The following is a 14,315-nucleotide window of genomic DNA, read 5'->3' on the forward strand; positions in this document are numbered from 1 at the left end:
CGACACCACGGACAGCAGAAGCAAATTTCGCTTCCGCAACCAGTGCATGCAACTACAATTTCATCCTCCATTTAATCACCTCATTTTTGACATAAAAAATAACGCTAGCTTATGCTGCGTTTTATCGCTTGACTAAATCTTCTTTTCCCTCGCCGATCAAAATTGCATCCACGTCATCTTGATATCGTTTGTAAATAGTAACGCTAAACACCTTTTCATAATCTTGGTTACCATCCATAATTTTTTGCGCGATATACATTGCCATCATTAAATTCCTCCTCCAGTTATTTCGGGTATGATTGTAAAAAGTATTTCTTCAATTACTCGATCTTGTGTATCTACTTTTCGTTTTAACGCTTCTAGTTCTTCTTTATCGGTTTTCGGGTCTTCAATATCCACATATTCATAGTAAACCTTAGCGCCATCGAACATAGCCATTGGTTGTTTTCCTTCTATAATTTCAGGTTCCGTGAAAGGGTCTATTAAAAAACCAGTAATGAGTAACTCGCTCATTGTCTTTTTTAGCCCTGTGATTGGATTAAAAGGGTCTCTGTGTTGTCTGGTTATGATGCCTTTTTCATCAACTTCAATATAGACTACGTAAGCCATTCATACACCTCCTTTATGTCAGTGAATCGTATGTGTGTACTAGTTTAGAATATCTCAATGACAAGTTGTATTTACTAACTATCTCTCCGTCTAATTTACTTATTTTATATATATCTCCGTCACTTTCAACTGAAGATACCTGTTGATATAAATACTCTGCATCTTGTGTCATGGTAGGCGCTCCGTTATCTATACTAAACCTTCTTATTACTTTAGTATAAACTTGGACGCCAGTATTCTTATCTATCTTTATCAATGTATTAGTTGAGTTAATAACTCTAGTTATATAAATAAAACCTTCATCATCGACAGTTTGAGTTGTTGTGTCTTGAGCATCGTAGCTTAATTGAGTACCAACTAAAACAGGTGAATCTAATGTCATGGGAGTCGATTTTCTTAAACCTGCATTTGTGAAAATATACATTTCGTTTGTTTTTTTCTCCAAAACGAAATTCCTTGAAATATAAGAACTAGGACTCATTTTCAATTGATTTATATCTTTACTAAGTGCATATGAATTTCTTGAAACCTGCAGAACTAATACATCTTCTTTATCACTATATTGCATTTTACCGCCGTTATACTGCTTTCCTAACACATGATTTCCGTTGTAATCGTATACGTTAAATCTAGAAGCACCTGATACAAACACTCTATCGTATATATATCCGTTTTTGTTGGAAATCGTCATTATACCGTTTGTCCAGTTATTTAATCTTGTTATACTCCACACTAAGTTTCCGCTTACCATACTTAGACATTCCACATAGCCGTTCGAAATAACGAATATCAAGCCAACTTTCTGATCCAGAGCAAAATCATATACGTATTGACCTTTTGAAGTATACTCCCAATTTTTCAAACCATCTGGATTAAGACAAATCATCTTATTCAAGTCGAAGTAATAAAGAAAGTTAAACTTTTTATTTACTCCTACATTGTGATCTAATAATTGCTCCATAGGATTAATAACTCCATAATGTTCAGATATAAACCCCATTATCTCTTCACCACGCTTGTAGGATTTCCGTTACTGTCCCACGTTACATCATAAACTTCCGTTTTTATAACGGTCGTTCCTGTAATGTCATAAAACTCAATTGTTTGTACAGTGTAATAACCGCCAACAAGAGCACTTAAAGTTTTCTTTTGATGCAGCGTACCGTTTACTCGCTTAAGCTTAACCACTTTGAATATGTTGGTAGTTAGGTCTAACTCTTCTCTGTAAGTATTTAATGGTCGTTTTAATTCATCTAAGACAGCTTCAAGGTTGTGCGAATCATAATTACGGTTAGCATCATTAACAAGCACTGCGGACGCGTGTACACTTTGCATTGCGAATAAGTTATTGACTGTACCGCATAACGCTCCATTACCTCTTTGATCCGTTATGTGTGATTGAGTAATTTCAGTTGCTCCTGCCCCGATATAAATATCCGCAATCCCTAATTCATAGATATCTGCATCACGTTGTAATTCTGGAGCTACTGGACTACTAGAGGGAATACCTTTTTTGATTTTGGATAAGATTTCTCGATTTGCGAAATTGAGTTCCAACACAATACGGTCAATACGGTTTAATACACCATCAGCTATATCATGCGTTTTAACTATGTCATTTGTAGCTTCATAGTCATACCCATTGATGTAGGCTGCGCCTACTTTTAGCAATGTAGTCATTCCATCGTTCTCAAATACTTTTAAACTTATGTCGCTATCGGGAAAGTAGCCATTCTTAATGAACCGCCCAAAATACCGAGCGAATCTTTCTGCTCGATATCTCCTATCTCCATTAAAGCTGTCGAAAAAACCACTTATTTCGGCCATTTACTTCACCATCCTTTTAATACTATCTATCAACGTCGGAATGCTCGACCCGAAGTCCAACTTTAAGTCATCCTTCGTTTTGTCGTAGATTTCTATCGCGCTCACTACTCTCGTGTGCATGATTATCCCAACATCCTCATTTTCAATCGTAACTTTATCTCCACAAAAATAATCGACACCATACTCAAACTGTGAGTACATGTCGACTTCGCTTTCAAATGTTCGTATTGGTTTATATTCAGTCAGTATGTTCTTGCCTTGCTCTTCCAGTGCGCTTTTGTACTCTTCCGGAGTTAATGTGACCTCGTTGTCGTTTTCGTCCTTGTACTTACTTTGCAGGCTCCGCGCATCAACAAATATTTCTTTTCGTTCATAGCCCGCCAACTCATCATTGACAGTTAAGCGCACTCTTTCCGTGTCGTCACCCTCGCCCGCTACGATAGCCGTTGTTTTGTGATGTTGGTTGTCTGTCACGTATTCTTGCGTGATGATATTCTCTAGTTCCTTGCTAAACACAACGTGATGATTATCATTCTGTTCTGTCGTTCTGTCTGTGCCTTGCCAAGTGGTGAATACGTATTTCTTATTCTCGTGATCAAGTAAAAGATCCCAACTGATATCGTATTTGTTTGCCAATTCATACTGATATTCATCAAGTGGTACGTCGATAGTTGTTTCATTCACCTCAATATCAATGCCTGTATTTTCTCCAATAATTAAATTAGGGATGACGCGATTTGGATTGGCTGGATTTACCGCATTTGCATTCACAAAAGCTTTCATCACATCCTCAATGTTTCCACTATGTGATTGTTGGCCGAGTATTAATCGGTCATTTAATATGACATTCACAGACGGAGCTTCAATTAATAGACGACTCGAATTATCATCCAAAAACTCGAAGTGCTTTATGATGTAGCCGCGTTCCAAATCATTTGCTTTTGTTAGTATCACATCTTCTTTGAGTAATTCGATATTCTCCACGGACGCATCGACAATAAAAATTAGCTCACTACGTTTTTCGTAATTAATTGCAAATTTTATTTCCTCGTAGACATCAACCAGACCAATATTGTTCAACGCTAGATCAAACACTTCTAATTCCATTCGTTACACCCCCAATAAGCGCGGCGTGAAATTCATTTGTATTTCAAGACTCTCCAAGCCGCTTTCTGCATCGTATCTGAAAAGATTATCGCCCACATCTAATTGCAAGAACTTACTCAGTAACTTCCGCGCATAAAAGATGTTCGAGCGCACGTTATTACGTATCAACGTAATTGTTTTTCTCCCCTGGTAAGTAGATACTTCAATCATGTCGCCACCCTGCATTGTAAAATTGAGTTTAAACTCCTCGTATGTGTTGACGTTGACAAGCGATGGGTTGACGACCGTTCCGAGCGCTTTAAATCGTATTAGCATCCCGGTTGATTCCTGCCCACCATTAAATACGTTCGCTATCAACGACTCGCTACGATAGCCCATTTCAATTCCTTCCTCAGGAATCTCCAATGGAAATTCAAACGCGCCAATCCACGTAGCTACGTCCACGCTTTGATGATTTGCTTCATAAATGAATGGATCAGTGGCGATAAACTGCAACAATGCATTTTGCCACACGGCGTTATTATTGCTTTTGTCGGGTGGCATGATTGGAGAACTCGTCAACTCCGCCATAAGGTAATAATCTTTCCCATCGCTCAACTTAAAATCCAAGCGCATAGGGTTACGATTAGGGTTGAACACTCTATATAGATTCCCGCGTTTGTTATCCATCACGATTTCAGGTGAACTGTGCCGCATCATCCTAAATTCGATGTCAAAGTCCCGTTCCTCTAGTCTGGTCTTTTGATATTTCGATCCAGGCGAAGTTGTTTCCAAGCGGTTCACACTAGCACGTAAACCGCTTAGATCCAGCCCCTTTGTTAGCCTGTTGGAATGATTGAATGTGAATTTATCGCCACTGTTATTCGTCACACTCAAATTGGTAATCATCTACTCACCGCCTTTATAATCCAAATTGCAATCTTCGCAAGGTGCGCTCCATTTCTTTCGCGCCACTGTCATTCGTGATAATCGTGATATCATTTTCCTGCTTTTTAGACTTATCGGTTCTACTAGTGAACGTGTTGCCACCGCTCACTCCGACACGTCCGCTGTAAGCCATTCTCGACGTCCCTAGTGCTTGTTCTGGAGTAGCTGGCATAATCATCTTATTCGCCATGTTTTCGAGTTCGTTGTAAACCATTCTCGCATTATCTTTTATTCCTACTGCGATACCTGCGGGAATCATCTTCCCGACTTGATCACGCATGACACGCGATGGAGAATGGATGTCTAGTGCGGATTGCATTGTAGCTTTAATGCTGTCAGCAATTCTTCGAGCTGTTGCCATCAAACTGGATTCCATGCTTAATATGCCGCCTTCAAGACCTTTCATGGCGTCTTTACCAACTTGATTCATGCTGTCAAATTCTTTTTGAGTACCCAACACAATATTATTGATTGCTTTTTTCCACTCTTTTTCTACTAAGAGTAGTTCTTTTTGCGACGCCTCGTTGAGGTCTTTGATTTGCTGAGTAATGTCTTCTTTCAACGGTTCTAATTCTTTGTTGGCTTGCGTTCTAGCTAGCTCAAAACGTTTCTCATATAAACCTGCGAAGTGTTTTAATTCTTCGTCAGACATAGAGTTGAGTGCTCTAAGTTCAGTAATTGATTTCGGTCCAAGCGCTTGCAATTCTTCGAACAAAGCATCATTGTCGATTCGGTCACCAAGACTACCTATGACAGATGAAAATTCTTCAAGTGCATCTACTTGAGTTTGCATATTGTGGATTAATTGATAACCAGACACATAATCTTTCTCGACAAACTCGTCCAGTAATCCAGCAACGTTTAATAAATCATCCACTCGTTTTGAGTAGGCTTGATTGTACTCGTCATTGAGTTTTTTGGTATCATCAACTAGCTTCTTATCAATCTCGACAATACGCTTCGCATAGTCTTCATTCGTCTTTTCCATCTTGTCACGCATTTGCTTAACGACATTCTGATGATTTTGCATAGCCTTTTCATATTCGACGCTACCAACTTCAAGTGTGGCGTACATCTGATTCCAAAAGTGACCTTCATCTTTGAGACTCATTTCGCCGTTAGCTTTTTTCTGCTTGACGTATTTCTCGGATAGCTCGATTAGGATTTTACTGCTATCCGTAGCGATTTTTTCACGTTCTTTGGCGATTTTCTCCTCCAACGCTATAATCTTTTTATTGGAGTCCTCATTCATCCGCTCGATTCGAATAAGTTCTGCTTCCGTCAGCTTCCTTTTTTCCTTAGCTGCTTTGGCGTGGATCAGACTGATATCCTCTTTGGTGCGCTTCTCAATCATCTTGATTTCTTCGTTGTGCTTGGAAGTTTCGTTTTTGACATCTGCATGCATACCCTCAATGATGGATGCGACCGCTTCGGCCATCTTTTTGGATGTGGCATTCACATCTTTTTGCTTGCTTTCTAGGCCGACGACAACACCCTCACCCGTCTGCTCACCTATCTTGGTAGTGACTCGTGAAGGTGAATGGATATCCAACGCTTTCCGCATCTCGTTAGCTGCGCTATTGGCGATTCTTCTAGCGGTAGCCATTACTTGTGCTTCACCTGATGTAAGTCCGCGATTAAGGCCTGCCATCGCATCTTTACCGATTGTTTGAAATTGCGTTGGCGTGTTTTTGAATGGAGTAAGTAAATCCTTAGCTAAAGTAGTCATTACTTTTACTTGTGGACTTGCGCCCTCTTTCAGTTTATCAAGCATAGATTTCATGGCTTTTTGCGTGATTTCGGGTAATTTCTTTAATGCTGTTTCAATTTCTTTCACGGACGTATCGTAATTCTTCACGATGTTTTTGAAGCTGTTGCTCGAATCAGTTTGAACCGATTGGAACATTTTTTGAATGGCCGCTATAACTGCCGCTGTTCCGCCGTTTATTCCGAGGACAAGTCCCTCTGTTATGTTGGTTCCGATTTCATTGAATACCCTTGACGGGGAACGTACACCAAGCGCATCTTTAGCGGAATTCGTTGCGTCATCAGCCATTTTCGCGGTTGCAACACTGACCTTTTTCGAACCTTTTTCTACTCCCCCTTCCAATCCTTCGGGGATAGCAGTACCAATAGACTCGAAATCAGATTGCGCGATTCGATCACGTAGTGATTGAGCGCTATTGTCGACAAAACCAGTCACTATATCAACCGCACCTTCAAGACCTTCACCTAACGAACTCTTCAGACTATCACTCGCAACTGTTGCGCTGTTTGCCATTAATTCACTGTATTTCTTCAATTCTGCATCTGACATATCGGCGACTTCTTGTACTTCTGCCGCTGCTGATGGTCCTAAACCTTCCAAATACTTCACAAACCCATCATCAATGGCATCTTTACCAGCTCGATTGTAAAGTTCTGCAATGTTCGTTCCCCATCGCCTTGTCATTTCTTGGTTGTGTTCTAGGTTGGCTATCATTTCTTCGCCGGACGCCTTGGATTTTTCGCTCATCTTAGAAAAGGCGTTTGTGGTTAGATCAAGAAGCTCGTTATAGGTATCACTCATACTACCTATCAGTTCTTCATTCTTACTAATCCATTCATCAAGCGCGGTTTTACTTATATTCACGCCATTTTCAGTAGCCTCGGCAATAATTTTCATAGTGCGGTCGTATTCTTCCGACAGTTCCCCGCTAGTAACCTTTAGTGCATCTTCTTCCTCTTGTAGCTTAGCAATCTCTTCCGCTGCAAGTTTGGCTGTTGCTGTGCCATTTTCGACAGCTTGCCGCCATTCCTCTCGCTTTAGCGTCAATTCATCAAGTTTGGACTCTGCTTCGTATTGTTCCTTGACAATTTCGATTTGACGCTCCATAGCTTCGGTAAAACGTTCTTGCTCCGCCATAAGTTGAACACGTTTTCCCAATTCTTCAGATGACATATTCAAAGCGTTTGCTTCTTCGTTATAGGATAGATTCAGCCCATCTATCGAACCGTTTAGTTCGTTGATATAGCCCGCTAGTAGCTGTTTTTCTGCCGCAGATTTATTTTCTTTAGCGGATAACTCTTCAACTGTGCGCATCAACTCTTCATTTTTTTGACGATTTGTTTCTATGCCGCTAATGGATTCTTTGTATGCTTCAGCATTACTTTTGATTGATTCATTCAGCGAATTTGTAGAGTTGCCAAGCGCTTCCGTTTCTGCACTTAGTCGATTCGCTTCTTCACTAGATTTGTTGACCCACTTATTTAAAGCCACTATTCCTGTCACCAATACTCCGATGCCGCCGATCAGCCAACCGATAGGGCCTCCTAAAAACTTCAAAGCGGCTCCTAGGGCGTATGTCGCTACTGTTTTAGCAATGGTAGCAGCAGTGGATAAAGTGATTTTTCCCGTCATCACACCGATTGCTAATGTACTTAAACTGACTGCACCCGTTTGTGCGACCGTTGCCGCAGCATTTGCACCGGTGGCAGTAGCAGATGCTGCGGCCGCAGCCATTTGCGCTCTGGTAGCTATAGTTAAAGCTGCTGTCGATGCTTGAGCAATCGCCAATACGCTGTTAGATGCTTGTATTGCCGCCGTCGCCTTACTAACAACCACATACGACGCATACGCCGCCACTAACCCGATGATTGCAGGCGACAATGCTTGTACAACCGGGATTGTGGCTTGCGCCGCCGACGCAAACGCAATGACGATAGGCGCAGCACCCTCAATCGCCGCACCGATAGCTTTGAAAGATGAACTCACAACCACTTTCAAGCTATCGATATTTTTGTATATCGTTTTGCCCGTTGTCGCCTTTGATAGGTTGTCAAATGATTTAATAATGTTTGCTACGCCGACAGTCGCCGCATTTTTCAGGTTACTCATCGACGTCGCAATACCTTCACTACCCGTTACTGCTAATTCGGCGAACCCGCCAACTCCATCATTCAGCTCAAGGAGCTTTGCATTGAACGCATCGAAAGTGATAGTCCCCTGTTGCAGTGCCGCGTACAAGTCGTTTTGTGCCGATGCCCCTGCAAACCCGAATGCTTCCGCTGTCTCTTTGAGTGCGTATCCCATTGTTTCTTGTAATGTACGCCATGACATCATATCCACTGTGCCTTTTGATAACATTTGCACGTATTGAGTGAGTCCACGTTCAGCATTCGCCGCATTCGATCCAGACGCCAGGAAAGCGTTATTGAGAGCTAGCGCGGTATCTGTAGCGTTATCTAAATCACCCGTCAATATTGCAATGTTTTGCGCACTAGCAACAATACCGTCAAGCGTTGTCGGCAGACCCTGAATCCCATCTGACAATTTAGCAATCGACGACTCCGCTTGTTCACTACTAAAGCCCATGCGCTCCATAACAACCGGAAACCCTTCCAGAGTATCGAATCGGGCTATAGCCCCGTCCAATGCGGATTTCATGACTTCGAATGCTTTGGATGCAAGAGCAACAAGCCCGAGCGATACGACTAACTCTTTGATGCCCATAGTCGCTCTATTCGTCTGCTGGCCCATCTCGTCAATGTTATCTCCCGCATTATCTGCATTGTTAGCTGCGTCCTCAGCGCTGTCAGATAAGTTGTCCAGACTCCCTGTCACATCGTCAATATTGTCGCTTGCGCCAGATGTGCTATTTGATAAATCATCGATAACAGTGTCCACGTTTTGCAAATCGTTACTTGTATCTGAACCGCTGTCACCCAGATTATTTAAACTATCGGTTACATCGTCGATATTGCCGCTTGCATCTGACCCGCTACTTGCGATATCGTCAAGCGCCGTGTCTGCACCTTGTAAATTGCTCGCAGTGTCACTTGCGCTACTTCCCAAATCATCCAGACTGCCAGATGCATCATTTACACCCCTTGACGCATCAGCGCTACTACTAGCAAGTTCATCAACGGCACTATCGGCACCTTTTAAGTCTTTACCGGCACTGTTGGCGCTACTCGCCAAACTATCTACGCTATTAGATGCACTTTGCGCACCTTTAGCAGCATTAGCGCTACTACTTGACAGTTTGTCGACTGCGTCACCTGCGCCTTTGACGCTTGACCCCGCTTTGGCGCTACTGTCACCAAGACTATTGACGCTATCCGCCGCTGCTTTAACTCCTTTACCAGACTTAGTGCCAGCTACTTCAAGTCTATCTAACTCGCTAACTACAGCGCCTACCCGCTTATCATCCACAACGATTTCTATTTCAATAGATCCATCTTTCGATATGGTAATCTCCTCCTTTCCCCAAAAATAAAAAGCCGCCCGAATGGACGACTCTTGGTTACTCTTCTTCTACTTCTTCGAGAGCATATATTTTCTGCATCTCCCGCATCGCCTGCTTGTATTCGCTCGATTCACCTTTTGACGGTTCCCACAAACGTATTTGGATGATTCTTTGCATGATTGTGTCTGATGGCAAGCCGCTTAACAGCGCCCGAAACTCCGACCATTGCAATTTACCTTGTTGTTCAAATAAGTTCATTCCATAGGCCTGTTGGAACGAAGCAAAGATGTACTCGGCATCTTTCTCAAAATCAATCGACTTCTTTGATTCTTTTTGAACAGGCATAGGATTGCCTTTTCGGTCGTATTCGATAGGACGTTTGTCTTCAACGTGGATGAATTTTACATAGACATAATTCCATAGTTGGTTAGTATCGCCTTTGTATTCTTTACCCAGCAACAGAACGAGGGCAATCTCAGCTTTTTCATAACCTCGTAAATCGGGATCTCCGAACACATCAAACACATCTAACACATTGTCAAAAGATAAATCAATGTTGTGCATTTCCTCGTCAAACAAAAAATGAGTGTCCAACGCATCGTTTAACCGCATGCCAGTCACCTACTTCTTCGATGCTTTTTTATTCAGATATTCCGCTTTTTTAGCTTCTGTTTTCGCAACACGTTCTTCTTCAAGAGTTTCAAGCCGTTCGCCGATAGCGATACCCACCACTTCTAGCGCTTGTTCCAGTGCTAAAATATCGGAATATGTTTTATAGATTTTCTTAAATGTACCGTCACCGAAAACGATGTCGTATTGGGCAGCAATAAACTCTTTGTTGACGTCAAGTGCCGCATCGACGCTTTTTACGTCAACGTCGCCTATGTTTTCCTCGGTGATTTCAGCGGGAAAATGAATGTGTTGCGCTTTATCTTGCGCTTCTTTTAGTTTTCGTCGTGCAATTTCATCGACATTGAAGTATCGCCTGAGATTTTCTAGTGAACTGTCGAACCACAATTCGATTGATCCAATCTTGACGGGAAACCCCGTGCGCTGTATGTCGATTACAATTTCATTCGTCATGGTTAGTCCTCCTCAAATTAAAAGAGATGCCCGTAGGCACCTCTTAATCCAGTGTTATGATAGCCCCGTCAGTAGTCGGTGTGACACTAGCCACATTCGGGGTTGTTACGGGCCCGGCGTCACCGCTGTTTCTTCCGGGATGCTGTCAAATCGAATGTTGCAGCTAAATGCTTCATAAGCGCTCGCATCTCCAGAGCCCGCCACAATCGCTGTCACTGTTGCGCGCCCCACCCATTGCTTCGTGCCATCAGACGACACGATTTTATGATAGATTTTGCGTCCGTCACCAGTCTTATATTTCATATCTGCAATTAATTGCTGCGCTTCGTCCGTGGGATCGTATTGACCTTCTACGCCGTACGCCCCTGCCACCGAAGTTACAGATGTTTCTGGTGTACCATCCCCGTCATACCACGCTGTGTCTTCTGTTTCCTCTTGTGTATCATCATTGATTGCGGAAATTAGTTTCGCCAGTTCCACCCAATCATCAGTCACCGGTGTATCTGCCCCTGGTACATAAGCTTGCACAAAGTGCCCTCGTAACGCATTCTTTTTTCTACCCATCTATTTTTCCTCCTTCAAAACTGTAATGTTTGCTTGAATGTCCAACAAAAAAACGAACCAACCTTGCTCATCAATTTGATTGATAAAGGGTTTGTTCGTTATGGTTATTTCTTCGAATTCGAAACTTCCGTCTTGGCTATGCAACTCTTTCAGCTTTTCTAACTCGCCCTGCACCAGCCACAACGTTTGGTGTATTTTACTTTGTGACTTCGATTTCATTGCAAACTCAAAGTTGAGTTGCTGATCACTCGTGCCGTCCATGTATTCTTGTACGACTTTCGAGCCTGGCAACGGATAAAGCACAAGCGATTCATCTGTGCCGAGATATCCGAGCTTACATACAACAGGAAGTTGTGGCATGGCATTTATTTTGTCTTGTAATCTTTCGATAAAATCCATTACCAATCAGCTCCCTTGTTAAACGCATTGATCCAGTCGCTCATGAATACGCCTTTTGCTTTTAAATCCCACCTAGAACCAGTCCCCGGCGTTGTGTAATTACTAAATACCGCTTTACCATTCGTCCCGTAAAACTGCGCTCGTGCATATGGCGTGTTGTACATAATACTTTTACCATCGGCATCGATTGCAGCTGACAACCGAAGGATACCCCCTCCGGATTGCATTGGCACAAATTGATTCATGTCGGGCATCGCTTGATTAGCAAGTGCGTATCTACCGCGGTTGACCGCTTCTTGGCTCAATTTCTTTTTAACGCCAGTTAGATTAATTGTCACCCGCACCATCAGACCACCTCCAACTCGTAAGAGTAAATAGTGGTGCTGTAGGCTTCGTAGATTGGGATTACTTTCGTTACCACGTGTTCCTGTCCATCGTATTCAAGAACGGATTGCGTTTTAAATGCAGGCAAGGGCGTCGTCATACCTTCGTAGCAAAACACTACAGCGTTGTAGAGTAATAGCTTTCCGGCTGTCGTAGATGTATACGCCGCCCCTCTGTCTATACGACAGCATTCAATCAATACAGGTGCAGCGTATTCTGGTTCCGACCAATTGTTTTCGCCCGTATATTCTCGATAGATGAATGAATCGACAAGGAAATCGATGGGTGGCTTCGGCATCACCATTACCTCACCCCGATTCCGGCATAAAGCAAACCAGTTCCATCCAAATATACGAATACATCCTCAGCTATCAACGGCTTACTTTCATTCGATCCAGAAGGATTATATCGACTAGCATTCGAGACGCTAGTACGTCCTGCCGAGAACGTCTGTGGCGAGTTATTAATCTCCTCGAATGTCGTTGCACCCAAAACGTTAAAGTACTCAATTTGAGCACATAACGCCTGTTTAAACTGACGCACCCGCCACGAGTTATCTTTCTCGATGTCGCACCTTTGGTAAAAGTGATTAGTGACGTTATCCAAGATAGCTGAAGCTTTTGGCAACAGCTTTTTAAACTGCGTTTCCTCTAGATCCGATTGGTTCAAATCTTCAAACTCTGCGAAAGTTAAATATGCCATACATAATCACCGCTTTCTTATGGCGTTGTTAACGTCAATACGTGTGTATCTGTATGGTTGCCGTCAGTAGTTGTCACTGTTGTTGTGTAGACTCCATCAGCAACCGAATCATCCCACTCAATCAATCCTGTAGCACTCACTGATAACCCTGCGGTTGTTGGTGCGATTGAATAGGTGACAGCTTTATTCGTAGCATTAGCGGGTGCAACAGCCGCCGCCAGTTGACGACTCGCTGCCGTTCCGCTTTCAGCACTCGATGTTTTTGGCGTCAAAGTCACGCCTGTAACACTAATCGGTAGAGTAGTAAACGCCGGAATGTCCACTTTCGCGGACTCCTTGCCATCTAGCACTCTGACAGCTTGATAATCGCCTTTTGCTACCGCTGTATTCGGCGCTATACCAGTGATAGCGAGGGGACTAACCCCCTCTTTAACCATCGTGGCTCCCTTGTAAATCTTGAATGTTTCAGCCATTACGACCCTCCTTTTAAGATAAGTTGATAATAGCCCCATCAGTCGTAGCTGTTACGCCACCGACAATCGGTTGGGGCACGTTAGGGCGTAAGTGTAACTTTGATAACAGCCTTTTTATTAGCCGGTAGAATGAATTCTCCTGCTTTACCAGCTCCTTGGAACGCCACGCCGTCAAAGTCCTCTGAAGGGATTGTGCGCGCTGTATTGATACCCGTGAACTGTTTACCTACACCAACGATAGATGTATAAGCAAGTTCGCCGGCTTGGAATTTCGTTTCAGGTACTTCCTTGATTTGGAAGCCTTTGAATGTGATAATCCCGTTCGTATCGATATTCGCACCAGAATGCTTTGCAGTAGAAGTGATTGGATGGTCAACGATTGCGTTATACAATTCTGGTTTCACCCACGCCATTTTCGTCCCGATCGCTTCCATGTTCACATAAGCGTTGGACAGGTCGTTGAACAGCTTTAACACCGCATCATTTGACAAGTCAGCTAAATCAAACGTTTGGTCAGCAACCTTTGAGATGAACAGTCCACCTTTGTTATCAAACAACTGCACTTTAGCCTGCGCTTGTAATTCCGAACGGTCAGCAACTGTTGCAGCAAAGTCATTGTTGACTGTGTGCTTGTCGATACCCTCGTGCCAAGTCCACTCCCAGTCATAAGGCACATCTGTGTCCGTGTAGATAATTTCTTTCCGTTCGCCGAAACGGTTAGTGCTGCTTGTGCCTGTTCCAAATGCAACGTTAGCATCTTTGTTGTATTCCGTGCCGATAACGACTGGAATATCACTTGTTTTGATGGAAAATGCAGTTTTATTGTGAGTAACACCATCCAACGCTTCGATTCCACCACCGAAAAACTCACGGAAGTATGCTTGCTTTTGGTAGACCGCTTGCAATAGTTCCTTGAATTGCTTCTGGTAACTACGTACTGCTAGGTTGTTGTTTTCTCCCGCGAAGAACTGGATGTTCAAACGCAATAGTTCTGGTTTTTTAATCATTTTCA

16 protein-coding genes are annotated in these 14,315 nt (G+C 42.9%); all 16 read right to left on the reverse strand.

Going from position 1 to position 14,315, the window contains the following annotated elements; all coding sequences use genetic code 11:
- Nucleotides 1–121: 121 nt before the first annotated feature.
- Nucleotides 122–265 (reverse strand): hypothetical protein, encoded by a 144-nt coding sequence (locus MKY34_RS16695; protein ID WP_342512244.1) that lies wholly within the window; start codon nt 263–265, stop codon nt 122–124.
- A 2-nt stretch (nt 266–267) separates the two neighbouring features.
- A complete protein-coding gene (locus tag MKY34_RS16700; RefSeq protein WP_342512245.1) occupies nt 268–609 on the reverse strand; it encodes a hypothetical protein in 342 nt (113 codons plus the stop codon).
- A gap of 13 nt (nt 610–622) precedes the next feature.
- Nucleotides 623–1,570 (reverse strand): hypothetical protein, encoded by a 948-nt coding sequence (locus MKY34_RS16705; RefSeq protein WP_342512246.1) that lies wholly within the window; start codon nt 1,568–1,570, stop codon nt 623–625.
- A 38-nt stretch (nt 1,571–1,608) separates the two neighbouring features.
- Complete coding sequence (locus tag MKY34_RS16710; protein ID WP_342512247.1) at nt 1,609–2,436, reverse strand: hypothetical protein; 828 nt, start codon at nt 2,434–2,436, stop codon at nt 1,609–1,611.
- Nucleotides 2,437–3,543: a siphovirus ReqiPepy6 Gp37-like family protein gene (locus MKY34_RS16715; RefSeq protein ID WP_342512248.1), complete on the reverse strand. Its 1,107-nt coding sequence runs from the start codon at nt 3,541–3,543 to the stop codon at nt 2,437–2,439.
- A gap of 3 nt (nt 3,544–3,546) precedes the next feature.
- Nucleotides 3,547–4,431 (reverse strand): phage tail family protein, encoded by an 885-nt coding sequence (locus tag MKY34_RS16720; RefSeq protein WP_342512249.1) that lies wholly within the window; start codon nt 4,429–4,431, stop codon nt 3,547–3,549.
- Nucleotides 4,432–4,444: 13 nt separating this feature from the next.
- Nucleotides 4,445–9,664, reverse strand: a complete 5,220-nt coding sequence (locus MKY34_RS16725) for a tape measure protein (RefSeq protein WP_342512250.1) — start codon at nt 9,662–9,664, stop codon at nt 4,445–4,447.
- 91 nt (nt 9,665–9,755) lie between these two features.
- Nucleotides 9,756–10,310: a Gp15 family bacteriophage protein gene (locus tag MKY34_RS16730; protein WP_342512251.1), complete on the reverse strand. Its 555-nt coding sequence runs from the start codon at nt 10,308–10,310 to the stop codon at nt 9,756–9,758.
- Between the two features lie 9 nt (nt 10,311–10,319).
- Nucleotides 10,320–10,781, reverse strand: a complete 462-nt coding sequence (locus MKY34_RS16735) for a hypothetical protein (RefSeq protein WP_342512252.1) — start codon at nt 10,779–10,781, stop codon at nt 10,320–10,322.
- 105 nt (nt 10,782–10,886) lie between these two features.
- Nucleotides 10,887–11,345: a phage tail protein gene (locus MKY34_RS16740; protein ID WP_342512253.1), complete on the reverse strand. Its 459-nt coding sequence runs from the start codon at nt 11,343–11,345 to the stop codon at nt 10,887–10,889.
- The gene (locus MKY34_RS16745) at nt 11,346–11,744 is read right to left on the reverse strand and encodes a minor capsid protein (protein WP_342512254.1); all 399 of its coding nucleotides are present in this window, start codon (nt 11,742–11,744) and stop codon (nt 11,346–11,348) included. It abuts the gene before it with no gap.
- Entirely contained in the window at nt 11,744–12,091 is a 348-nt protein-coding gene (locus MKY34_RS16750; RefSeq protein ID WP_342512255.1) for a minor capsid protein, read from the reverse strand. The genes MKY34_RS16745 and MKY34_RS16750 overlap by 1 nt, the downstream gene beginning before the upstream one ends.
- Nucleotides 12,091–12,426, reverse strand: a complete 336-nt coding sequence (locus MKY34_RS16755) for a putative minor capsid protein (RefSeq protein ID WP_342512256.1) — start codon at nt 12,424–12,426, stop codon at nt 12,091–12,093. The genes MKY34_RS16750 and MKY34_RS16755 overlap by 1 nt, the downstream gene beginning before the upstream one ends.
- A gap of 5 nt (nt 12,427–12,431) precedes the next feature.
- Complete coding sequence (locus MKY34_RS16760) at nt 12,432–12,830, reverse strand: hypothetical protein (protein WP_342512257.1); 399 nt, start codon at nt 12,828–12,830, stop codon at nt 12,432–12,434.
- A 17-nt stretch (nt 12,831–12,847) separates the two neighbouring features.
- Entirely contained in the window at nt 12,848–13,303 is a 456-nt protein-coding gene (locus MKY34_RS16765; RefSeq protein WP_342512258.1) for a putative Ig domain-containing protein, read from the reverse strand.
- A gap of 80 nt (nt 13,304–13,383) precedes the next feature.
- On the reverse strand, nt 13,384–14,310 hold the full coding sequence (locus MKY34_RS16770; RefSeq protein WP_342512259.1) for a phage capsid protein: 927 nt from the start codon (nt 14,308–14,310) through the stop codon (nt 13,384–13,386).
- Between the last annotated feature and the right edge of the window lie 5 nt (nt 14,311–14,315).

It is taken from the genome of Sporosarcina sp. FSL K6-1522 (assembly GCF_038622445.1).
In the GTDB taxonomy this organism is placed as follows: domain Bacteria; phylum Bacillota; class Bacilli; order Bacillales_A; family Planococcaceae; genus Sporosarcina.